Annotated in this window: 18 protein-coding genes; 6 read left to right on the top strand and 12 right to left on the bottom strand. The window is 45.1% G+C overall.

Annotated elements, in window-relative coordinates:
- Positions 1-19: 19 nt before the first annotated feature.
- The 3 genes from J2X75_RS08865 to J2X75_RS08855 all read right to left on the bottom strand — a co-directional run bounded on the left by J2X75_RS08865 (position 20) and on the right by J2X75_RS08855 (position 2,738).
- Positions 20-1,210, bottom strand: a complete 1,191-nt coding sequence (locus tag J2X75_RS08865; protein ID WP_310335827.1) for a glycine C-acetyltransferase — start codon at positions 1,208-1,210, stop codon at positions 20-22.
- Positions 1,211-1,487: 277 nt separating this feature from the next.
- Complete coding sequence (locus J2X75_RS08860; protein ID WP_310335826.1) at positions 1,488-1,856, bottom strand: nuclear transport factor 2 family protein; 369 nt, start codon at positions 1,854-1,856, stop codon at positions 1,488-1,490.
- Between the two features lie 516 nt (positions 1,857-2,372).
- Positions 2,373-2,738 carry a nitroreductase family protein gene (locus J2X75_RS08855; protein ID WP_310335825.1) on the bottom strand — a complete coding sequence of 122 codons (366 nt, stop codon included), beginning with the start codon at positions 2,736-2,738 and terminating at the stop codon, positions 2,373-2,375.
- A gap of 434 nt (positions 2,739-3,172) precedes the next feature.
- Between J2X75_RS08855 and J2X75_RS08850 the strand changes: the two genes are divergently transcribed.
- The 4 genes from J2X75_RS08850 to J2X75_RS08835 all read left to right on the top strand — a co-directional run bounded on the left by J2X75_RS08850 (position 3,173) and on the right by J2X75_RS08835 (position 5,856).
- Complete coding sequence (locus tag J2X75_RS08850) at positions 3,173-4,009, top strand: alpha/beta fold hydrolase (RefSeq protein ID WP_310335823.1); 837 nt, start codon at positions 3,173-3,175, stop codon at positions 4,007-4,009.
- 241 nt (positions 4,010-4,250) lie between these two features.
- Positions 4,251-4,712, top strand: coding sequence for a nuclear transport factor 2 family protein (locus J2X75_RS08845; RefSeq protein WP_310335821.1), 462 nt, complete (start codon positions 4,251-4,253; stop codon positions 4,710-4,712).
- Positions 4,709-5,290, top strand: coding sequence for a TetR/AcrR family transcriptional regulator (locus J2X75_RS08840; protein ID WP_310335819.1), 582 nt, complete (start codon positions 4,709-4,711; stop codon positions 5,288-5,290). Before J2X75_RS08845 ends, J2X75_RS08840 begins: the two co-directional genes overlap by 4 nt.
- A 95-nt stretch (positions 5,291-5,385) precedes the next feature.
- Positions 5,386-5,856, top strand: coding sequence for a DinB family protein (locus tag J2X75_RS08835; protein ID WP_310335817.1), 471 nt, complete (start codon positions 5,386-5,388; stop codon positions 5,854-5,856).
- A gap of 57 nt (positions 5,857-5,913) precedes the next feature.
- On the opposite strand, the gene J2X75_RS30315 is transcribed toward J2X75_RS08835, so the two are convergent.
- Together J2X75_RS30315 and J2X75_RS08830 are read right to left on the bottom strand one after the other, a co-directional pair.
- Positions 5,914-6,081 carry a hypothetical protein gene (locus J2X75_RS30315; protein WP_397383510.1) on the bottom strand — a complete coding sequence of 56 codons (168 nt, stop codon included), beginning with the start codon at positions 6,079-6,081 and terminating at the stop codon, positions 5,914-5,916.
- Positions 6,059-6,265 carry a hypothetical protein gene (locus J2X75_RS08830; protein WP_310335815.1) on the bottom strand — a complete coding sequence of 69 codons (207 nt, stop codon included), beginning with the start codon at positions 6,263-6,265 and terminating at the stop codon, positions 6,059-6,061. Before J2X75_RS08830 ends, J2X75_RS30315 begins: the two co-directional genes overlap by 23 nt.
- Before the next feature lie 301 nt (positions 6,266-6,566).
- Between J2X75_RS08830 and J2X75_RS08825 the strand changes: the two genes are divergently transcribed.
- The gene (locus tag J2X75_RS08825; RefSeq protein ID WP_310336712.1) at positions 6,567-6,755 is read left to right on the top strand and encodes a winged helix-turn-helix transcriptional regulator; all 189 of its coding nucleotides are present in this window, start codon (positions 6,567-6,569) and stop codon (positions 6,753-6,755) included.
- Between the two features lie 362 nt (positions 6,756-7,117).
- On the opposite strand, the gene J2X75_RS08820 is transcribed toward J2X75_RS08825, so the two are convergent.
- The 3 genes from J2X75_RS08820 to J2X75_RS08810 form a co-directional block, all read right to left on the bottom strand.
- Positions 7,118-8,722 carry an extracellular solute-binding protein gene (locus tag J2X75_RS08820; protein WP_310335813.1) on the bottom strand — a complete coding sequence of 535 codons (1,605 nt, stop codon included), beginning with the start codon at positions 8,720-8,722 and terminating at the stop codon, positions 7,118-7,120.
- A gap of 132 nt (positions 8,723-8,854) precedes the next feature.
- Positions 8,855-9,745 (bottom strand): carbohydrate ABC transporter permease, encoded by an 891-nt coding sequence (locus tag J2X75_RS08815; RefSeq protein WP_029880772.1) that lies wholly within the window; start codon positions 9,743-9,745, stop codon positions 8,855-8,857.
- 28 nt (positions 9,746-9,773) lie between these two features.
- The gene (locus J2X75_RS08810; RefSeq protein WP_062322050.1) at positions 9,774-10,730 is read right to left on the bottom strand and encodes an ABC transporter permease; all 957 of its coding nucleotides are present in this window, start codon (positions 10,728-10,730) and stop codon (positions 9,774-9,776) included.
- A 253-nt stretch (positions 10,731-10,983) separates the two neighbouring features.
- On the opposite strand from J2X75_RS08810, the gene J2X75_RS08805 reads away from it, so the two are divergent.
- Positions 10,984-12,711, top strand: coding sequence for a cache domain-containing sensor histidine kinase (locus tag J2X75_RS08805; protein ID WP_310335809.1), 1,728 nt, complete (start codon positions 10,984-10,986; stop codon positions 12,709-12,711).
- A 68-nt stretch (positions 12,712-12,779) separates the two neighbouring features.
- On the opposite strand, the gene J2X75_RS08800 is transcribed toward J2X75_RS08805, so the two are convergent.
- From J2X75_RS08800 to J2X75_RS08785, 4 genes are all read right to left on the bottom strand, one after another.
- Positions 12,780-14,900: an alpha-galactosidase gene (locus tag J2X75_RS08800; RefSeq protein WP_310335807.1), complete on the bottom strand. Its 2,121-nt coding sequence runs from the start codon at positions 14,898-14,900 to the stop codon at positions 12,780-12,782.
- Between the two features lie 166 nt (positions 14,901-15,066).
- Positions 15,067-19,671 (bottom strand): S-layer homology domain-containing protein, encoded by a 4,605-nt coding sequence (locus tag J2X75_RS08795; RefSeq protein WP_310335806.1) that lies wholly within the window; start codon positions 19,669-19,671, stop codon positions 15,067-15,069.
- 246 nt (positions 19,672-19,917) lie between these two features.
- Positions 19,918-21,450, bottom strand: coding sequence for a response regulator (locus tag J2X75_RS08790; RefSeq protein ID WP_310335804.1), 1,533 nt, complete (start codon positions 21,448-21,450; stop codon positions 19,918-19,920).
- A 100-nt stretch (positions 21,451-21,550) separates the two neighbouring features.
- Positions 21,551-23,884, bottom strand: a complete 2,334-nt coding sequence (locus J2X75_RS08785; RefSeq protein ID WP_310335802.1) for a glycoside hydrolase family 95 protein — start codon at positions 23,882-23,884, stop codon at positions 21,551-21,553.
- Positions 23,885-23,984 lie beyond the last annotated feature (100 nt).

Here is a 23,984-nt window from a genome sequence, read left to right as displayed (position 1 = left end):
ATATACTCCCGCGAATGCACTAAATCAGCTTCATTTCCTTGCCAACTTTCTCATAAACAGAGATCACTTGGTCGAGCATCTCCTTGGTATGGGCAGCTGTCGGCATGTTGCGTATTCTTCCAGTTCCTTTCGGGACCGTAGGAAACAGGATTGCCTTGGCGTAAACGCCTTCTTCATAGAGCCGTTGGCTGAACTGTTGGGTGGTTACTTCATCGCCAATGATACAAGGTGTGATCGGAGTTTCGCTTTGGCCTACATCATATCCAAGCCGGCTCAAGCCATTTTTCAAATGATTGCCGTTCTCCCATAGCTTCTCGATCAGTTCTTTGTCATTCATCAAAATGTCGATAGAAGCGCTACAGGAAGCGATTGCAGCCGGAGGTAGCGATGTCGAGAACAGAAACGGACGGCTTCTCAGCTTCAACCATTCGATCAGTTGTTTTTTACCCGCCACATAACCGCCGACAACGCCGATCGCCTTGGAAAGAGTACCGATTTGAAAGTCAATGCGGTCGGACAATTCAAAATGCTTCACGGTTCCTGCACCTGCTCCGAGAACGCCCGAACCGTGGGCATCATCCACATAAGTAATCAGATCGAATTCTTCTGCTATTTTCACGATTTCGGGCAGCTTTGCTATATCACCATCCATGGAGAAAACCCCGTCGGTGATGACCATAATTTTACGGTACTGACCGGATTCCTTGGCCTCTTTTGCCTGCTGTCTTAAATCATTCATATCCGAATGCTTAAAGCGAATCACCTTGGCTCTCGACAGGCGGCAGCCATCAATAATTGAAGCGTGATTCAGCTCATCGGACAAAATCGCATCATGTTGGTCCATTACTGCGGATATAGCAGCCATATTACAGTTGAATCCCGATTGATACACGATAACGGCTTCCGTTTTTTTGAAACGGGCCAGTTTTTCTTCAAGCTCAATATGAAGATCCATCGTGCCATTAATTGTTCTCACAGCCCCTGCCCCTGCCCCGTATGTCTGCGCCGCCTTAACTGAAGCATCAATCAAGCGGTAATCTGTTGCCAAGCCCAGATAGTTATTAGAAGATAAATTGATTAGGGACTTTCCGTCAATACGAATAACAGGACCATTTGCACCCTGCAGTGTATCGATAAAGTTATATAGACCTTTAGTCTTTAGATCTTCGATGTTTGAACTTAAAAATTGGTCCAATGCTTGACTTGACATTCGATTCCCTCCTTGATATACGTTTGTCCTTGTACAGGAGACATGTAATTCTGCGAAAAACCTTGTTATAAAGGGGTTTGGACTAATTTCAATGTAGCATCTTTTTTATTATTTGTACACATGTGGAGGACAAAAAGTAAAAAAATACGCAAATAAACATAGTGATGATTCCCCCTTCCCCGGAAGTAGCGGAAGCGCTTGCCGAAGTTATGCACTCTTAATTAATTAGATATATATCTAATCTGAAAAAGGAACATGTTCTTGTCCCTCGACATCTTTAATCAACCTTACATGGTCTAAAAGTTTCATGTTTAGCTTCATACTCTTCTATTAATCGGATTTTATTTCCATCAAATCTAATCATTGATATACCATCAAATGAATAAAGTTGTTTTTCTTTTGCTTCAAAATACCACTCTACAAAAAATATGGTTTCATTTACTTGATGAATATTTTTTATCTTCCATTCTAAGACAACTTGCTTCAGTAACATTTTTTTGATCCACAAATGGACTTCCTCTATACCCACATACATTGCTCCATAACATTCGCGGTAGATAATATCATCAGAAAAATACGTATCTAAAAACGTAAAATCTCTACTTACCCACATAAAGAAATATTTTTTTATAATTTCTTCTTTCATAAGTACTCCTCTATTTTTTAATTAAGCGCAGTTCTTAACTAGTGTTTTGAATCAATTATATCGAACAGAAAAGAAGAATGTACATAAGTCACACGAGCGCATCTCCACTTCTTCCGTTGGCCTTCAGGTGTTGGGACGTAAACCATGTTACCGTGGATATATTTCTGTATTTCTTTTAATAGTTCTTTTGGAAAAATGGTATCGGCGTTACATACTTCATGATAACTCTGCTCATTCAGTTTAATACCTTTCGATCCAAAAACTCACTAGGACCGTCCATGACTCCTTCCAGATCTGACAATTTCATTTTTACATTCTCCTCTCCTATGTATTGTGCCCACGCGATATGGTCCACTTCTGCTGGGCTGGCGTTCTTTTCCGACTTCTTGGCGCTTTGTCGAAATATCCTATATGTAGAATACCAACAAATCTTTCATGCTCACGTAAGCCAATTCCATTGAAGAACCCTTCATGCTGAATGGACTCTTTATCTCACAACATGCCTAACCCTCGTTCTTAGCCCAACAGCTGGAAGCTCTGCATCACCCCGCAGGCAGCCGCATAATTGCGGTCATTGGTCAGTCGATCCGTACGGACATTGGACATAACAATGACATGCGCGGGAATATCGGTTAATCTCTTTATAAAAACCTCCATTAGTTTTCCAGGGATCAGCTTCCCCAGCTTGCTCTGTGATATCTGTTGCATCATACAGTCCACCAGCCGTTTAGATGTTTCAGGAGTTCCGGCGTATACTACACGCCACGAGCCAGCCTCAACAAATGGTTGAAGCTGAATAGCCTTACGAAGTAATTCAACAACTAACTCCTGGTCCACTGGCGTAGAGTTACATTTACGAATACTCCTGCGCTCCCTGATCAATTGCGCCAGATTAATGACAGTGTCGGCAGAACTCAGAATCCTTTCGCATGCTTCTCCAAATCAGCATCGTAGGAAATCAACCAAACTCCCATTTCACCGTTCGGCCTTCCTACAAAACCGTCAAGCGATGCGTGCAAAAATAAAACGAGTTTTCTCATTTTAATTTCTCTTTTGTTCATCTTGTGAAGTAGGCTGACAATGCTGATAATCTTGGGTGGGATTCGTCATCAACCTTTCGCGCTTTTCAAAGGAATATGTCGATGATTAACTAAGTACCCACGCTAGGATATGAACTTGCAAGTATAAACTGATCGGTTTATACTGATACAAACAGTATAGAGAGTGAGGCGATCCATGAACAAGCCCCCATTCATGTTTCTGAGCTTATAGCTTCTGTCTAAACAAAAATATAATAACTAATGGAGGTATTTTCCATGGCTAAAGTAAATGTAGGCGCTGAGAATGAACAACCAATTGAACTGTATTATGAAGATCATGGTACGGGAAAACCAATTATTCTGATTCATGGCTGGCCTTTGAGTGGGCGATCCTGGGAGAAGCAAGTTCCTGCCCTAATTGAAGCAGGCTACCGTGTTATCACATATGACCGTCGTGGATTCGGTCAGTCTTCTCAACCTTGGGATGGTTATGAGTATGATTCATTTGCTTCGGATTTGCATAAATTGATACTGCACCTTGATCTGCGTGATGCCACATTAGTCGGATTCTCCATGGGTGGCGGAGAAGTTGCACGTTATGTGGGGACCTATGGGACAGAACGCGTTTCTAGAGCCGTATTTGCGGGAGCGGTCCCTCCCTATCTCTATATAACCGAAGACAATCCTCAAGGAGGATTGGATGATGCAACGATTGCAGAATTCCAAAACGGGGTAAAAGCGGATCGGCTAGCATTCCTGGATGGTTTTACAAGCAACTTTTTCGCTGCTGGAGACCGTACAGACCTTGTGAGCGAACCATTCCGCATCTATAATCGGGATATTGCAGCTCTGGCTTCACCTAAAGGCACATTGGATTGTATTGCTGCCTTTGCCCTTACTGATTTCCGTCAGGATCTGGAGAAGTTCAACATCCCAACACTGGTTATCCATGGGGATTCAGATGCCATCGTGCCTTTGGAGGTGAGTGGACAACGTACTCATGAATCCATCCCTGGCAGCCGTCTGGTCGTTGTCGAAGGTGGACCACACGGATTTAATGCGACCCATTCCGAACAATTTAATGCAGCATTGATCGAATTTTTGCAAGGTTAAATTAAGTTCGACTGATGATTTTAGCCAAAAGAATAAAATGAGAGAAAAAGTAGAACGTCTCCTATAGAGGAGACGTTCTGTCTTTCATTGTTTCATAGGATATGCATATGATTGATGGCTACTTGGTACATTATGAATCTGAACCGATTCGATATTTGTATTGAATCTGGGATGTAAACTTGCATTTATAAACCGATCGGTTTATATTAGTTCAAACGGTATAGAAAGTGAGGAAAAATGAATGAACAATCTAACTCCCCCATTTACTCTTGAGACAGCAATCCAAAAAACTCGTATGGCAGAAGACAGCTGGAATAGCCGAGACCCTCAGCGCGTCTCACTTGTGTATACTGAGGATTGTTATTGGAGAAATCGGAGCGAATTTATAACAGGCCGCCAAGAAATTGTCTCTTTACTAACTAGAAAATGGGCTAAAGAGCTGGACTATCGCCTTATTAAGGAACTTTGGTCATATACGGATAATCGTATTGCAGTAAGATTTGCATATGAATGGCATGATGATAGTGGCAATTGGTTCAGATCGTATGGGAACGAGAATTGGGAATTCGCTGATGACGGCTTAATGCAACGTAGATTTGCTTCGATTAATGACATGCCGATTAAGGAAGAAGAACGCAAATTTCATTGGCCTCTCGGTACGCGCCCTACTGAACATCCAAGCCTTAGTGAGTTAAACCTATGACGCGCACTGTTTTTGAAAAATCTGATGTCATCCCTCTCGTTACTGAGGTATTTCGTGAATTAGGTTATGAGGGTGCAACTTTGAGTAAAATTACAGCCCGTACGCGTCTATCTAAAGGAAGCTTATATTATTTCTTTCCGGGTGGAAAAGAAGAGATGGCTGCTGAAATTCTTGCTCATATTGATCAATGGTTTATCAAAAACATTTTTGAACCGCTCGAAAAGAATGAAGCCCGGGTAGCCATTGATCATATGTGGCAAGAGGTCGATACTTATTTTCAATCTGGTCAGCGTATATGCCTTATTGGTGCATTCGCTTTGGACGAGACAAGAGATCGATTCGCTGCTGTTATTCGGCAATATTTTATAAGATGGATTGAAGCCCTAAGCGCGGCACTAGTTCAAACAGGTATCTCTAAAGAGACTGCTGACCAAATTTCAGAGGAAACAATTGCTAGTATTCAAGGGGGATTAATTCTGAGTAGAGCACTTAAAGATGAATCCTATTTTGAACGTACGTTGGCAAATCTGTCACAACGAGTCTCAACTTATGTTTCTAAAAGCAACTCTGGTCATTGACACAAAAGTGTTAAACTGGCGGAATTTCTTCACCCCAAAAAACAAGTGATTTTTTCTTAACGATTTCATTAGCGACTTTATGGGAGGTCAATTACATGAGTAATTTTGTCGCAGATCAATTGGGATTTGTTCGCCGTCAGACAATTGATTATGTGAGGGATATAAATGACTCTGTCTCGGAAATAATTCCAACAGGTTTGAAAAACAATATAAAATGGAATCTAGGCCACATGTATGTTATACATGAGAAGTTCGCTTTCCAACTTACTGGGCAAGAAACCAAATATCCTGCTAATTTTAGTAAGTTGTTTGAACCAGGAACTAAACCGTCTGAATGGAATATAGAGCCTCCAACGTTGTCTCAAATAATCGACTTGTTAACTGAACAAAATGAAAGGGTTGAATCGGTACTTTTAAGCAAATTGAAAGAAGAAATCAATCCTCATTACAAGTCTTCTACAGGACTTATCTTTACAAATGTAGAACAATTACTGGGTTTTCTGATTTACCATGAAGCAATGCACTTTGCAACAATTAAAAATATCAAGAGCATTATTGACAGTTAGGATTAGTAAAGAATTTGTTAAAACCAATGTCTAGCCACGAAATATTGAGTTTTCTTATTACACTATTAGTAGTGCCCCTTCACTAATACGAACAAACCGACCATAAATCCTACTAAAGTTGGAATAAGGTCGGTTTCTATGCTTTTGGAATTGAAGCAAGCCAAGCATATCGGGTTGACCATACTCTTCACTAATTTGGCCATTAGAGATCCGATAAAAATTCATTGCATTTACTTCGATTTTTTTTTGTGTTGGTGGAAAACCGACTGGGACCATTCATTGGTTCTTTTTGCGTAGGTACATAAAAAACAGCATCTGGAGCAATTAATTCTTCAGCAAGTTCTTTGCTTGCCGTATTAATGAAGTTCGTGAAACGATACATCAATTGTTTGTTTTCTGTAATCGTCATATTTAAACCCCTTTCTATTTTCATAAGCATCTGCCCTCAATTAAATTTTATCTCCACTTTGGATTTTCCATCTGATTTGTCGTTCAGACATCCCTACACCTTATGCAGATTCAAGTAGAGACATAAATAATCAGAGCGACAAGGGCCGGCCTAATTCCAGTACCCATGATAGGAAGCAACAGGTACCTAAGTAATTCCGATCAGTGTGGAACCCATCAATGCTAATAAACTGATCTCTACATGCTGTCTCCAAGAATTCAAGAACGTTAACATATGATTCGAAAAATAGTCACTCAACTGCATCCATAAACTTTCTTGCACGGTTATGAGGGATCTCTTGAAGGGAACTCAACGATTCGGAGAACTTCGTAAAAGTATCCCGGAGATCAGTGAATTAGGAAATTCACTTAAGCCAATTATATTCTCTATGGAAACATGGGGACTTGGGTACCAGAAACTCAATGATGAACTTCCAAACGATACTCAGTAGAGTGAATGAGGTCAAAGGTTACTTACGGTCATTTCAAAATAGAATAAACTCTTCTATTACTCCCACGGAATCACAAACCTTGAATTTTCATCTCCAAGTAAATTCAATGGAGGACCCATGTGTCCTCCAATGATTTGTAAGAGAAAGTTGATCTTTGACCACCAGTTTCTGCAATATTACTACTGCATGAAGATAAACCGAAAAGAGAGATTTCCCTTACATAATTCTCTGATTTATTTTTAAATATCTGCCGCCCCCCATCATTTTGATCCCAACAAAAACCCGTTAATCTCATACAGATTAACGGGTTTTTAAAAAATTAGATTTTTGACATAAGTATTTATTTATAAGTTGATATCCAATTATTTCGAAGACCACAGCTCCATACGCTGAGCATATTTCTCGTTGATGATATCTTCCACTTTCTCATCGCCAGCTTTTTTCATATCCTCCAGCATCTTGTCGAACACGGAATTGGCTTCGGTCTCACTTGGGGCAATAATGGCTCTCGTAATACTCTGATCCATAATATCCTTCACTTTCTGGGCCGTCAGAGCTTGAGGTGTTCCCCCATCCGGATTCAGGTTGTCATACTGCGCTGTATCCCATACGGAATCGCCAAGACTCTTAATGGCCAGTTCATCCACTTCACTTCGTTGGAATTTAACCGCCATGTCATATGGCTGTCCGTTCGGGTCCAGACCATTTTTGATAAACCATAACCATTTGCGAACGCCGCTTTTCTTCACCGTATCATCCCAATTATCCTTGAAGCTTTGCAGGAATTCAGCTTTCGGTTGTCGCTTGCCATCCACCATGGTGTACTGTTCGCCTTCCCTGCCCCACAGCAGCAGATGCTGTCCTTCATCACTCGCCAGATAATTAAACAGCTTTATCGTTTCTTCCGGGTGTTTGTTGTTTTTGGTAATGGCGATTGCATCCCATCCAAGCGAACTTCTTGGGCCAAACGTCGTTTGAGCCGGATCTACACCTGGAGCAACAACTTTGTAAGCAAAGAGTTGATTCTTTTCCCCGCCATCCTTCTTCAAGGCCGCATTGCCGTTCCCCGGGTCCCAATATGCACCTGGGGTAGCAAATACCGCACCAGTCGTCAGCTTTTGAATCCAGGTCTGTGTTTTGCTAATCGCAAATTCCTTTTCGATCAGACCTTCTCTATACAAGCGATTCATGTATAACAGCATCTCGCGATATTTGGGGTCCTTGACATCATATTGCAGACGTCCGTTATTGTCATAATACGTCTTTAAGCCCCACATGCCTTTGAATGTGCCCAGATTCGCACCCATGTTCTCCCCGTTCATCGTCATCGGAATGGACTCTTTGCCATCAATCGTATTGTATTTCTCTTTAAAATTTTTCAGGAGTGCTTCGAATTCGTCTGTTGTGAGGGGCTGTGAACCATCTGCTTTGTCCGGAAGAAACTCTTCCAACAAGCTCTGTCTCATCAGCATACCGAAGACCGGATCACTGTCGAGTCCATACCAGTTTGCCAGATAGTAGTTCTTGCCGTCTGTATTACGTGTTTTGGTCAAGGTATCTCCGTACATTTCTTTCAAATCAGAACCATATTTCTCAATTAACTCATCCAGTGGAATGAATGCCCCACTTGAAATGTATTTGTCGAGGGAAGCATCTCCCCGGCTCATGACTACCACATCCGGATAGTCACCACTGGCGAGCATCAGGCTCAGTTTTTCCGTTGGATTACCTGTTGGCTGCTGGATGGAGATCTCTATGCCCGTCTTTTTGGTGATTTCCTGGGCAACTGCATCGGTAAATGGTTCTCCTTTGGTATTGCCATCAAACCAGGTCAGCGTAATCGGCCCTTGTTCCCCGTCTTTACCTGCTGTATTGTTCTCCCCATCATTGGAGGAGCAACCCGCCAGCAAACCAACCGCTAATGCAGCTGTAATCCCCATAGTAATCCATTTTTTTGTCTTTATCATTGACACCCTAATTCCTCCCAATGAATAAATTCCTAAAGTGCATGATCGAGCAATTACAAAACAATCTTGGCCCACCCCCTTTCAGGAGAGGTCGCAGGACGAGCCCGTCCCACAACCGGATCATGGAATCGCTTAACTCTTTACCGCTCCCAAAGTCATACCTTTAACAAAGTACTTTTGCAGGAACGGATACACCATCACGATTGGTAATGTGGCTACCATCGTAGCAGCCATTCGAATGGTATCGCTGGAAACGGCATTTCGTTTGGCCGAGTTGGCCAGCATTTGCGTTTGCGAAATCATGCCACCGGTCTGAAATTGATTCAATATTTTCACGAGCACGGCTTGCAGAGTCTTCAGATCCGAACTATAGGTGAACGCATAGGAATCAAACCACGCATTCCAATGCCCTATCGCTTGAAAAAGTCCCACTGTTGCAAGTACAGGTGTTGTCAGCGGCATCACAATCCGGAAGAAAATAGTCAGATCGTTAGCCCCATCCACCCTGGCCGATTCTTCAATCTCATGGGGCAGCTGCTCCATAAAGGTACGGACAATGATCATATAGAAGACATTCATCAAACTTGGCAAAATGAATACCGAGAATGTATCGATCATGTTGAGTGCCTTAAGCACCATGTAGAACGGAATCAGTCCGCCACTGAAATACATGGTAAAAATAAAGTACAGGTTCCAGCCTTTGCGACCAATTAGATTCCGCCGACTTAGCGGATACGCAAGCATCGTAATGACGAGAACCGATAGCGGTGCGCCAATCAGCGTTCGTTTGACGGTTACCCACAGCCCGTTTAAAATCTCGCTATCTTTCAAAATCTGCTGATAGCTGTCCAAGGTCAGATCTCTGGGCCACAGATAAACGCCGCCTCGCACCGTATCCTCCGCGCTGTTCAATGAAAGAACGAGTATATTCCAAAACGGAAGAAATGTAACCAGTAATACGAGAATAAGAATGAAATATACAATAATTTTGAAAATACGATCCCCGAATCGGTTCAGAATCATTACAAGCGCTCCCCTCTGTCTTCTGTAGTTAGAACAACGCCTGGTCGTTCACTTTTCTGGAAATCCGGTTCACGATAAGGACAAGAATGAAGGCAACAACGGATTTGAACATTCCCACAGCAGCACCATAAGAGAACATGCTGTTTTGTAGTCCGTATTTGTAAGCATAAATATCAATAACTTCGGAGTATTCAAGCACGGTATTATTTTGCAGCAGGTATTGCTGTTCAAATCCTGCATTCAAAATGCCTCCGACCGCGAGAATAGCCAATATGACAATTGTAGGGCGCATGGATGGCAGCGTTATATGCCACATTTGCTTGAATCGGCTGGCTCCGTCCACCCTGGCCGCTTCGTAGAGCTCCGGATTAATGGAAGCGATTGCGGCCAGATACATAATGGCACTGAACCCCATCTCTTTCCACATGTTCGACAATGCGATAATCCACCAGAACAGAGGCCCGTTTTGCAAAAATGCAACGGGTTCTTTGACAATGCCCAGCAGAACCAAAATATTGTTAAGCATTCCATCCGAAGCCAGCAGCGTAATCACAATGTTGGCTGCAATAACCCATGAGATAAAATGCGGCAGATAAGAAACCGTCTGTACAAAACGTTTGAAAAATCCCTGTCTCGCTTCATTCAGTACAAGCGCGAGGATGATTGGCGCAGGAAATCCGAAGAACAGTGTCAGCAAGCTTGTCGCTAGCGTATTACGCATTACCCGATAGAAATCCCCTGTAGTAAAGAAATACTCAAACCACTGGAAACCTACAAATTCGGCATGGAAGAACTGATGTAAGAACGATCCCCCACCCGGCTGATAATTTGTAAACGCCATATATAGTCCAAACATCGGACCATAGGAAAATAGCAATGTCGCAATGAAGGCAGGAAGCATAAGCACGAATAACCATTTTTGCTCTTTTAGTCTGCTTATCAGATTATTGCTCCTGACTGTTTTGATAGCGCTTACCTTATGCATTAAGTACCCTCCCTTTTTCTATACAGCAGCATGGTCGGCCATATCTTGATTCAACTTCTCTCCTATTAATCATAAATTTGACACGGATTACTCGCCATAGTTGAATTCTCCGAAAGATACCGCTTTTTAAAGATGTTTTTGTGCAAAGTGAGGATTGGATTTCCATATTCACTCTGCTATGATGAACTGTGCAACGAATATTCAGTCAAGAGAGGGCTTCCGGATGCGCCAATTTTATAGAAGATATATGTACATGCCTTTTGTAAACCTGAGTTTTCGTTCCAAACTGTTTATGGTATTTGTTCTAGTCACGATCATTCCGATGATGCTGTTGGTTTATTTTTCCTATGAGCTAACCAAAACGAAGCTTACTGAGCAGATCTACATCAACATGACGAACTCAACGGCTCAGATCACTAAAAATCTGGAGAACAAACTGGATAGCTACGAACACATTTCCGCCTCCATTTATTTGGATAACCGCCTTGCCAATTACCTTACAAACGAGTATCAGGATGATCCATCTTATCTGGATGTCTATAATTACATTGGCAATCGAATCGACACTGTGATGGCTGCCTACCCTGATTTTGATAGCGCATTCATTTATTCAGATAATCCGTCGCTGCCCAAAGACAATTATTATATCCGGCCGATCACACCCGAAGTTCAGGACACGGAACTGTTTCACACGCTGCAGCAATCCTATGGGAACATTATTCATCTCTCCACGCCGCAGACAGAGAACGGTCCTGCCATGTTTACACTCGCCCGGCTGTTGAACAACAATAGTAATCAGTACCCCTATGGGATGCTGGTCTTTCAAATTTCCGAGTCAGTCATCTATTCTCTCATGGAAAAAGAAGCAGGTGGCAAAGATATTTTTATTATCAATGACAAGGGTATGATTCTGTCTTCAGCGGACAAACAGTTAATCAATACAAGCCTGCCCGAATTGCTTCATCAGAATTTTGATGAGACGCCTTCAGGCAGATTTGATACAACATATCAAGACGTGAAGGCTCTAGCGGTCTATAACACGCTCAAAAATGGCTGGAGAACGGTGTCCATTTTTCCGTATGACAGTATTATCAAGGATGCCAAATCCCTCTCTCAGCTCATTATCAACATTTCTCTTGGCTTCATCGGCGTGGCGCTGCTGCTCATCTATATTACTGCTTCGCTGTTTAGCAATCGCATCAGGACGTTAATTCGGATGATTCGGCGGATTGAGCGGGGGGATTTCAACCCTACTCATGAGGAGCAAATGGGCAGTGATGAGATCGGACAGCTTCACTTTGCATTCGAACAGATGACAACTCGGTTAAAAAGTCTGGTTACCGAAGTCTACCAGAAAGAGCTGCAGAGCAAGGAAGCCGAACTGGACCTGCTTCAAGCTCAGATCAATCCTCATTTTCTGTATAATACACTCGGTTCGATCTCTTCTCTGGCCGTGAAGCATCAGGATCCACAGATTCAGGATATGGTTCTTCACCTGGCCAAGTTTTATCGGATATCCCTGAACAAAGGAAAGAGCATCCTGACCATCAATGAGGAGCTGAAACTGACCCAGAGTTATAATGCCATTCAACTTATACGGTTTAAGGGCAAGCTGAACATCATCTACACGATAGATCAATCGATCCTGCCCTACTCGACCGTGAAGCTTGCGCTGCAGCCTTTTGTGGAGAATGCAGTGATCCACGCTCTTTGGAATCAGGATCGGCCCCTAAATATCCATATCAAGGGTGTCATCGAGAACAATAGTATCATCTTGTCGGTTATAGACGATGGAATGGGCATGCGGCGAGAGAAGCTTGAGGCTTTGTTTGAAGAGAAAGAAGGACGGGGTTATGGCATTTCAAATGTGGATCGGCGGATTAAGCTGAAATTTGGTGAATACTACGGTGTTAAAGTGTATAGCAAACTTGGTATGGGAACTACCGTACAGATCCGTCTGCCGCAAAAAGAGATCCAATAAAAAAGGAGTGCGATGCAGCCGTTATCGGCCTGCAAAGCACTCCTTTTAAACCGTTCTACAACATCCTATTATACCTGCTCACGAATACGATACACCAGGCTGTCAAAATCGCCGCGCAGAGGCAGCTCCACCCCGATGTTCATCAGCGCACGGCCACTGACCGTTAACCCCAGTTCTTCAACGAGATAGGTCTTGTCAGCCTGAAGGCCTGCCAAACGGAGTCTAGGCAACGGTTCACCCAGCTTCTGCGAGTGAAGAAAAGCGAACAGCACATGGTCACTTGCCGCAGCATCACTGTACTGGACAGCAGTAACCCCCTTATGGCGAAGCGAAGTCAGACGGAATTGTCTGCCGAATTGCACCAGGTGACGAATGGCTTTGTACTGACCGATGAATTCCCCGGACTGTTCAATCCATTCATCCCTCCACTCATTCAGATTGGAGCCGATACCAAGCGTACCCATCATTGCACTGTGGAAACGATACTTCAGCGAGACGTTGCGACCGTTCATTCCTGTAGGTGACTCGGTTACCCAACAGGTCATCATACGTGGTGCGTACGTATACGAGAAGCCTTCCTGAATGCTCAGGCGGTCGAACGCATCCGTATTGTCACTCGGCCAGGACTGATCGGCATAACGGAAGATGCCCAGATCAATCCGCGAGCCACCTCCTGCGCAAGTCTCAAACTCGACATCCGGGAACTTGGCTCGCAGCCGTGCCCAGATATCATACAAGCTCTGGACATGCCTTACCCATACTTCTTTCTGACGGTTAATGGGGTGACCTTTCATGCCCGGCTCCGTAATGGTCCGGTTCATATCCCATTTAATGAATTTAATCTCATGATTGCCAAGCAGTTCGGTCATAAAATCGATAATGTATTGCTTGACCTCCGGCTTGGAAATGTTCAACAGCAGCTGATTACGAAGCTCCGTACGTCCCCGTGTCTCAAAATGATATACCCAGTCTGGATGTTCTCTATAAAGATCACTATCCGGGTTGACCGACTCCGGCTCTACCCATATGCCAAACTCCATCCCAAGTCCGTGAACCCGGTCAATCAGCTCAACAAGTCCGTTCGGGAATTTCTCCTTATTCACGTTCCAGTCGCCCAACCCCGCTCGGTCGGAATGCCGCTGTCCAAACCAGCCGTCATCCACGACGAATAGCTCCACACCCATTTTGGCTGCCCTTTCGGCAAGCTCCATTTGGTCCTGGGCATTAACATCGAAATAGGTAGCTTCCCAGGAGTTGTACAACACTTTACCGATTTCACTGCGCGGCAGTATGTAATTGTATTGGTACTGATGCAAGCGGTGGCTCATTCCGCCAAAGCCTTCTGGGCTGAATCCGCCGACAAAGACAGGCGTCTCAAACGTTTCGCCCGCACCCAGCAACCATTCATTGTCAAAATCATGGATGCCACCTGTTACCCGTACATGCGTGAATGGGGTCTTCTCCGCAACAATCTTCCAGTTGCCGCTCCAGGCAAGAGCACCAAACCATACCCCACCGCCGCTTTCTGTGGAAAGGCCGTCATCTATGGCAAACCATGGATTGGCATGGCCATCGGTAAAACCTCTCCGTGATTCAAGCACCTTTTTCCCCTCTGTCAAAATGGTATTGCGCAGTTGGAATTCACCCGACCATTTCCCCGTAACATGCGTCAGGCGGTAATCCTGGAGATATGGCAAAGTCCAGGCTGCGGATTGCATGCTTTCCAGCACGATTTCCTCCTGTCCCGTATTTACGATATTGGCGTAACGCTCCACCAGATCGAATTCCGGGATGACCCGATATATCAGCTGCGTCTCAAGTGCATACACCTGATCCTTCAACGTGATAATCAGCGTCTGTCTGCCGTCCTTTTCAGTAATTTCGTGATGGTCGTACCGTACCCGGAGATCACGAACCCCATCAGGCATACGAACCTTCAAAGACGGTTCTGTATAAGATGCGCCTCCCCAGAAGCTGTACTCCTCCACTTCTCCTTCCACTTCCGCGTCAAAAGAGCTATGGGATTGTAGTTGGAGCAACGGAGCGCTGTCCTCAATGTCAACGGGGTCACCCCAATACAGATGCTGGAGGTGTTCTCTCTCATTAATTCCGAAAAGGTAGGACGAATTTTGCGTCTGTATTGCAAATATACGTAGCTGCTCATTATATTGAATCGTCAAGTTTATCATCCTTTCGAGTTCCTGTTACCCTCGTGCTGTGTGTTGTGAACATACTTATTATTGTAGGAAGCAGATGTTACATTAGCCATATCGCATTCTTACAATCCATAGGGGAAATCGTCTGTCATTTCAAAGGTATGAAAATAAGGCTGCGATGGAATTCGCAGCCTTAAACCTACTTCAGAATTAAGTTATAGATGACCTGAGCCGCTTCTGCCCGGGAAGCGATCCCTTTAGGCACAAACTGTCCCTGTCTTTGGCCTTGGACCAGTCCCAATCGGGCTGCATCCTTCACCGAAGCCGTTGCCCATGAAGAAACCTGAGCCATATCTGTAAACAAGATGTCTGTAGAACCAACAGGCGGTACTTTCCCAACATTCCGCTCATAGGCTTTCATCAGCATCACCGTGATTTCCTCTCGGGTAATCCGTGCGTCCGGCTGGAAACGGGTTGCGCTTCGGCCGTTTACAATACCGGCTTGCGTCGCAATCGAGATGGGTTCCGCGTACCAGTCATCTGTCGCTACATCTGTAAAGTGTACTTCCCCTGCTACAGTCAGTCCCAGGGAATGAACGAGCATAGTGATGAATTCAGCGCGGGTGACAGCACGTCCTGGCTCAAATTGATCTACATGTGTACCTTCAACATAGCCCTTTGCTGCCAACTCCTTGATTACAGTGCTGGCCCAATGATTGGCCGGAACATCGGTAAACGTCCGATCCAGTTCCAGAACGGCATACTTGCTGAAGTGGCTCACTTTAGTTGTTAATACGCCATTCACGTAATCTGATTTCAGAAATTCCAATGTCTCATTTTTGTTAATATAATATATTCCTCCCTGTGAAGGGTCGAAACCTTCTTCCGCTGCCAGACTCAGCGTAACCGGGTGATCAAACGCAGCGAGTGTTTCGGTTGTACCTGATTTAGTTGTTGCCGAAAGGCTAAATTCATAGATTTCTCCCTTAAGGGTAACCGTTGCCCGGGAAGATGATTCCACTGCGGCAACGACCTCCCTGGCCTTGCTGCCAAGCGGGACCATTTTCAGGGAAATCATACTATCTTCCTGCTGCCCCGCTGGTAGCTTGCTCAGTAGCTGCTGGAACAAACTCGCAGGGATTTGCAAAGTTAACTTGCCTGATTTCACTTTCAGTGTATGGTTGCCGAGTTGGCGTAAGACAGCTGATGACAGTTGCAGCTCCTGAGTACCAGCCTTGATGTCTATGACGACTTTCCCTGCCTCACTGTCCACCTTCAGCATATCGGCTGTGATGACCCGTGTTGCTGTATCGTTCTCCTGAGCCGTGCTGTTTCCAGAGTTCCCGCTCCCGCTAGTATTACTGTTATTACCATTTTTGCCATTGTTGCCAGGAGTGTCTGAATTCCCTGGATTCCCTGGGTTATTTGGGTTGCCTGGATTTTCCGGGGTGACTGCTTTTTCGGTCAATTTAACCAACTTCGATTCAGCCGGCCCCAGCGAGGTGGACCATGAACCCGTGGCTGACGAAGATTCACCTGTCCACAAGTCTTTTAAAGTATAAGTTTTGGAATCATTTAATCCGGCACGGCCCAGATTAATCGTTTTGTTCGCTGAACTATTGGCGCTGTAATTAAATACGGCAAGGTAATAATCATTGCCGTCTTTCAGAAAAAACGAATCTGCGGCATTTGCATTCGTATTTCCTTCAAGCGGCTTGAATACTTTGCCTTTTAGCGCCACCTGAAGAACATCCGTGTTATTGTACAATGATGTCATGTATTCCTGTGCCTTGGGATCGTTCACATCATCGGAATCCATCATCACCGTGCCGGCAATTACACCGGAATTCACCCGGCTGCGGGCTTCCTCCAAGCTTGAAGCACGGCTTAATGCCAAATGATCTGGGTCTGTATAAGAATAGATCGTTCCATTTTGCCAGAAACCATATGTCAATGAATTGAGCATGTACTCCGTCTCATTGATTTTGCCATAGGTGTCACAAGAGATCCGTCTGCTATGCGCATATTGACTTGGAAAGATCGGTGCAATGGACGCACTAATAAACATTTTCCCATCCAATCGCTCTTCGACATAACGCATCCCTTCATTGTAAGCCTGGATTCCTGTCGTCACGGTTGTATCATAATGCTGACCTTCCAGTGAGCCGTGTGTTAGGAAATCCAGTTTGATGAATGTGAATCCAAGTGATTTAAACTTATCCAGAAAATAATTCATGCGCATTTGACTCCCCGGATGTGTCACATCCAGTGCATATGCTCCATCCAGTGTCGGCAGAGGTTCCCCTTCAGCATCCTTAAGCACAATATCACCATACGTATATTGCCCGTTGGTACCATCTACTTTTTGGCTCATATCGTTGCCCCAATACACAAATGGTCCCCAATAGATGCCTGCATGCTGACCATTGTCCTTAATGACAGATACGGCTTGGGTAAGCTCAGCATCACTTAGATTGTCCCAGTAGGAATCCATATTAATGAATACATTGCCGTTATTGTTGAACTTCTTAAGATTGTTCTTGAAATAATTGGATACATCCACTACGTTCTGATACGAAAGCCCGCTATCATAAGCTCCCCAGCTATTCCAACCTACTGGAACACCTTGTGGCAGCTCCGGATTCAACGCCAGCGGAGGTGTGATAATCGCATTGGCTTTACCGTATTCTTCAAGTCCTGTACGGTAGTCACTGAAACCACCTACCATAATCAGTGGTGAGGACAGTTCAGTACCGGACAGGCTGCCATGTGGCTGGGTATCGCGAGTAACGTCACTCGCTGCACCACCATACACAGCAAATTCATTCAGACGATTAGCTGAGCCTTTCCAGTCAATACCGGTCTTCCAAGTATCATGGGTTACTGAACCGATCACCAGACCGTTACGTGTCGAGTTATTGAATACCGTTGTCATCTCATAGCTGGTATCCGCCCGGTTCATCGTTTGAGATTTATAGCGAATCCATGCATCGTTGTCAAAAGGCACCGTAAGCACGCGGTTATCCGAGCTGACGCCGATATCCACACCACCCGTATTTTTCACAGTAATTGGTGACATGTAATTACTCTGGATCTCTGTATCACTGATGGCGTCCAGACGGTTGAGGAAATACGATTGATCTTCATAAAACCGATAGACCTGCTTCAGGGTTGGTTTGCCAGTCGAAGTATGAACAAAGTTCAACTCAACGCCTTTGCCGAATCCATCCTGAATCTCCACCGGTGCTCCACCGCTCGTATGACTCTCATACCCTTTGGTTTCCACAAGGCTCTCACCAAGTTTAATGCTGCTGAAAATCCCCCGCATCTTCTGCCCTTCTGCCCAGCTATAACCGACGAATCCAGTCTGGGTATTATAAGACACTTCGTATTGTCCGTTCGATACCAAGAGACCATGAGTGTAATCAGTCACCGTAATATCCCCGTATCGTTGCGAGTCAACCCGTGTTCCCAGATCGTCATCTCCTTCACCTGGATTTTCGGGTTCTGTCTCTATCGCAGGCTCTACGATAATCCGGTCCAGATCGGGAGAATAGCCATTGTTGTCTGAAAAGGTAATCGTATTCTCGCCTTCAGTTAATGGGAGTGTAAGATCATACGTACCTACCGTATCCCAATCCGGTGTTTTGGGCAGGTCATGAAACTGCTCTTCCCCGTTATTTGCGCGGACATAGAAACTGCGCGGATCACCGGAAAAATAAGCGACCGTAACGCGGTAATTACCTGTCATCGGGGCTATAATCTTATTGAACGTTAAGGAGCTCCTGCCATTCAGATATCCAACCTTTTTGCCACCTGATGCTGTGGGGCTGTCCGTTACACGCGCTTCACCAGTCAGCATATTGTCCGAATCTTCGGCTTCATAACTAATTGTATACGGAATCACTTCAATTCGGTCCAAATCAGGGGAGTACCAGTCGTGATCCGAGAACGTGATGGTATTGACACCCTTATGAAGAGATACCTCCACATCATACATGCCAATCGTGTCCCAGCTTGCCGTTTTGGGCAGATCAATCATCTCGTCCGTGTCATTGTTCACCTGCATATAAACAGGTCGCTGATCACCGGAAATATAAGATATTCGGATCAAATATGTACCATCTGCCGGTACGTTGATATTCGTGAATTGCAGTGAACTGTTTTTGTTCAGATCGGTTACTTTCTTCCCACCCGAACTAATGCTGCTGTCTACCACTTTGGCATTGCCTTTCAAAATGTTGTCGGCCGCTTCTGCCTCAATAATTGCACCATGCAAATTTTTCTTCCAGTCGTCTCCGCCCCCTTCTCCCGGGTGGCCACTGTCCAAACCGCGGATCACGATCTTGTCGATGTCGGGAGAATACCAGTTGTTGTCATCAATCAGGATTGTGTTGGTTCCAGCGTTCAACGGAAGGGTCACATCATATGTTCCCACCGTATCCCAGTCGACTGTCTTGGACGGTTCTTCAAATTGCTTCTCCCCGCCGTTCGAACTAATATTGAATGGCCGCGAATCACCTGAAATGTAGTAAACAGAAATTCTATAATTTCCTGTCTCACTTACAGTGACATTGTTAAATTGCAAGGAACTGCCTTGGTACATGCCTCCGACCTTTTTGCCGCCTGAAGCCGTCGGGCTATCAGAGATCATCGCGTTACCTAGCAAAGTATTCCCTTCCGCTTCGGCTTCATAGGTATTCATATCATCGGCGTGAGCTGTTCGGGCGAACTGGCCCCCGCCAACTACCAAGCAAAAAATGATAAAGAACACAAATCCTTTTTTCATCATCCGTCCCAACATAACATGCCTCCATTTTCTAATGATTGAGTTAGGTCTCCCTATGCCTATTCCTGCAGTGGTTCACAGCTATTGTCTGTAATCGCTTTCATAAAGAGCTGTTAAATCCCCTCTCTCCCCCTTCCTTTCCTATATGCCTAATTGTAAAAAGGAGGAGGGGGATGTTCCATACCACAATGTTATTATTCATACAGGAAAGCCTCTTTCATTTGCCATATCAATACCATCATTACCTGACAGCCTCTATCGTCACATACTTTTCCTGTATTCGTTGGGTGTTACGCCCTGTGTCTTCAGGAATAGAGAAATAAAATAGGATGTACTCTCATAGCCCACGGTCTGCGCGATATCGTGAATCTTGAGCGAGCCGTCTGCCAGCAGTTCCCTGGCTTTATCCAATCTGATGCGTGTCAGATAATCGTGGATCGTCATCCCTGTTTTGTCCTTAAAAATGGATCTCAAATAGTTCGGTGATAAATAGACCTGATCAGACAGACTGTTGATGGTAATCGGCTGATTGTAATTCTGGTCGATGAGGGTGCGGACCTTGTGAATCAGTTTTGCATTTTTGTCCATAAACCGCTCACCCAGCATGCTCACCGCATCCTCCGCAGTACCGAGAATCAGATCCTCGATCTCATGCAGAGTCAGTGCATTATAGATGGAATGATACAGCTCAGCCCGCTTCGGAACAGGTTTATGAAGCTGCTCCAGCAGTTCGTTCACGAGATCTATCGACCAGTCGCAGATGATTTTTTTCTTGACTCTCAGTGTTGCCAATCCCTCAATATACCCGTGCAGCTTCTGTGCCGCCCATTCAAAATCCAGTCGGTTAATGGAATCGAACCATTCCTTTTGATCAAAAGGGGGCATATGCTCTGTATAAAACTGATTCGAAACGGTCCCAGCATGAATAATTGTGCCTGTACCTTCATAGAAACGCTCATTCAAGATGGTTCGTGTCTCTTCGTACAGACAGTGAATATGGGATACCGCGGTCTCTTGTCCGCCTACAGCAGCCGTCACCGTAAAATCCAGGGAACTACGGATAGCCTCAGCCAAATCCTCCCACGCATAATGTCCCGGCTGCTGTGCCGCTTCCATAAATACACCGGTCTCTCCTTCCTTGTAATCCACAAAGATCGCTTTCAGGTTCTTCGCCTTGAAGAAATGATCGAGAAAAGACACCAGCCGCCCTGTACATTCCTCCAGACTTTGCTGTTCTCCTTCGGCCTCCTTGGGATCGATACTAAACAAGGCCATTGCATATCGGGTGGTCTCAGGTTGCCGGGTTAAACGGCTGAAACTAAAAGCGAGATCAATAGCACGATCCTCATTTTTTTCGTAAGATAACTCCTTCAGGATATTGGCTTTGGCCGCCTCAATGGAACGGTTCTTAATTCCAACTTCGTCACAGCGCTGTTTAACTTTACTGACAACGCTTTCAATTTCGTTTAAATCCAGCGGTTTTAGCATATATCCCACGGCCCCTACGTTGATAGCCGATTTTACATATTGAAATTCATCGTGTCCGGTCAGAAACATCACCTGGATCGAGTCGTAGCTTTCATGTATCTTTCTCGCCAAGTCAATACCGTTCATGATCGGCATCTGAACATCGGTAAGAACGATATCAGGTTGGGTGGCCTCAATTTTCTCCAAGGCCTCCCTGCCGTTACTCGCCGTTCCCATGATATAGATACCCATCTCTTCCCAACGGATATAATCCCTCATCATCTCAAGTCCCAGTTCTTCATCGTCTACCAAAAAAATACTGTACATCAACGTCCCCTCCCTTTGTATCTTTCTGTCTCTATTATATGTTTTTCCCTCCGTGGGACCATGGTCCATATAAATGAAAGTTATTTTCAAGTATAGATCGTTATTTTACCAACTGCAGCTCGCTATTGAAATAGTAACTTTCGCCTGCTTTGGCATGAAGGATCGTTCTTTGTGTGCCCCAACAAATGGTGAACGTTCCTGCAGAGAAAGTATGAATGTTTGTAGAAATTAACTGTCCGTTCTCCCAGACGATGTCAACCTCGGCATTCCCTTTTGCTCTCAGCCCTGTTATCGAGCCTGTGCTCCATGCCTGTGGCAGCGCTGGTAGAAGGTGAATCTCGCCCGCATAACTTTGCAGCAGCATCTCCGCTACGACAGCTGTACCGCCGAAATTTCCATCAACGACAAAAATATTACTCTCTGCTCCAGCAATTCCGGATTTGGAATAGGTGAACAGATTATCGAAGCACAGGCCGCCGATCAAATGTGAGAGGTGTTTATATGCCGTCTCCCCATCATGCAATCTCGCAAAACCCAGTCCAAACAAAGCAGCTGTAAATTCAACATCCTCCAACTCTTCCTGGACCATGCGGTTCTCCAACGTTATCCGTACTGCCGCACTGAGTTCCGGTGTACGGTCAGGTGTAATCCGACTGTCCGGATACAGCGCATACATATGAGACAAATGCCGATGCTCCGGCTGCGCCTCCTCATAATCCTCAAGCCACTCCTGTAACTGCCCTTTTTTGCCGATCTGTAGAGGTGGAAGCTTGCCAATTGCTTCTTCCAGCTTGCGTCCGAGTTCTTCGTCTTTGTTCAAAAGTTCAATTGAATGAAGACAAAATTCAAAGAGCCTGCGCACCAGCATCTGGTCCATTGTCGTTCCCATGGACAGCTGTTGTGTCCCTTCTCTCGAATTACCGGGATAGAAATGGTTCTCCGGCGAATTGGAAGGACCCGTCACCAGCCAACCGTTCCGAGGATGCTCACACATGTAATCCAGGTAGAAGGCCGCGGATTCTTTAAGTACAGGATAGGCCACATTCTCTAGGAAAACACGATCCTGACTGTACTCATAATGCTCAATCAGGTGTGCAGCCAGCCATAATCCGCCTGTAACGTTCAGCCCCCACGAGGTTTCCCATCCAGGCAACGTAAAGCCCCATACATTGGAGAAGACATGAGCGACCCATCCGTCGCATCCATACACATGACGAGCCGTTTCCCTGCCCGCCTGTGCCAGATCCTCAATATACCGAAATAACGGAAGATGACTCTTCCTCAGATTTGTAATCTCTGTAGGGTAATAATTCATCTGAGTATTAACGTCAAGGTGATAATCACAGCTCCAGCCCATTCGGCACGCTTCACCATCATTCCAGATTCCCTGGAGATGGAGTGGCAATGGAGAGTTCTCGCGAGATCCCGCGATGGTCAGATACCGTCCATATTGGAAAAACAAGGCGAACAACTGCGGATCTTCATCCCCACCACTCTGTTCCAACAAACGAATACGCTGATCTATAGTGAGGCTGGATTTCCCCTTGCCCCCGAGCTGAATATCTACCTTGTCAAATTGCTCACAGTAATCGCGGATATGATCCTCCCTCAGTGAGGTATAACCTTTATTTAAAGCTTTCACCAGCGTATAATTGCTCTCTGTTTTCCAATCCGAATCTGTACGACGATAATCCGTGCTTACACTAAAATAAATCCAAGCCTCATCCGCTCCGGTCACGGTCAATCGGTTTCCATCTTTCCTAGCGATGGTCCCCCCGGATACAACCAACTTTAACAGGCCCTTGGCCCATACGCCGCAAGTCCCATCACTATGTACATTTTCCGTTGCCTGTCCTTGGAATTCAAGCGTGTTGTCATCTAAGGCTGCAACCTTGAATGATTCCGTTCCCCCTTCCAAACCTAGCGTAAGGGATACGCCACCAGGAGCTTCGCTCCAAATTCGGGAGGCCACTATATCATCGGCGTGAGAAGCGTAAACTTCACGTCGAATCGTGGTATCGTCATCTTTCCAGAACGCCCCAGCCAGTGCATGAGTCAGATCCAGCTCACGTTGGAAGCTTCCAGCTTCATCAGAACCCCGATTCCTCTTCTCAAAATCAATAACAACTTCACATAATCCAAGATGGGTGCCGAAATTACGCTTCTTTGGCTGCAGATGCTGTTTGGCAAGACGATCCCCTTCATCATAATCACCCGAGAAAAAATAGCTGCGCATCTCTTCCAATGCAGCCTTGCCTCCTGCCGGAGGATACTCCGGGTCAATCTGTCCTGACCAGTAGGTAACCTCGCTCATACTCCACACCTCACGATGCGAAGACGCCATAACCACTGCTCCTATCCTACCATTGCCCAGCGGCAGGCCTTGAGACCAATCCGTAGCAGGAGTTGAATACCATAAAGTAAAATCGTTCATATCATGTCCTCCAGTCCAATAATGATTATCTTTAAAAATAGACTCGTTCCCAAAATAGATAAACGCGCGATCTGTGAGATACAAAAGCGCGCGTTTGACT

Origin of the sequence: Paenibacillus sp. 2003 (genome assembly GCF_031455635.1) — a bacterium.
GTDB lineage: Bacteria > Bacillota > Bacilli > Paenibacillales > Paenibacillaceae > Paenibacillus > Paenibacillus amylolyticus_B.
The sequence above is the reverse complement of the archived record's forward strand: the minus strand, read 5'-3'. Positions and strand labels throughout refer to the sequence as shown.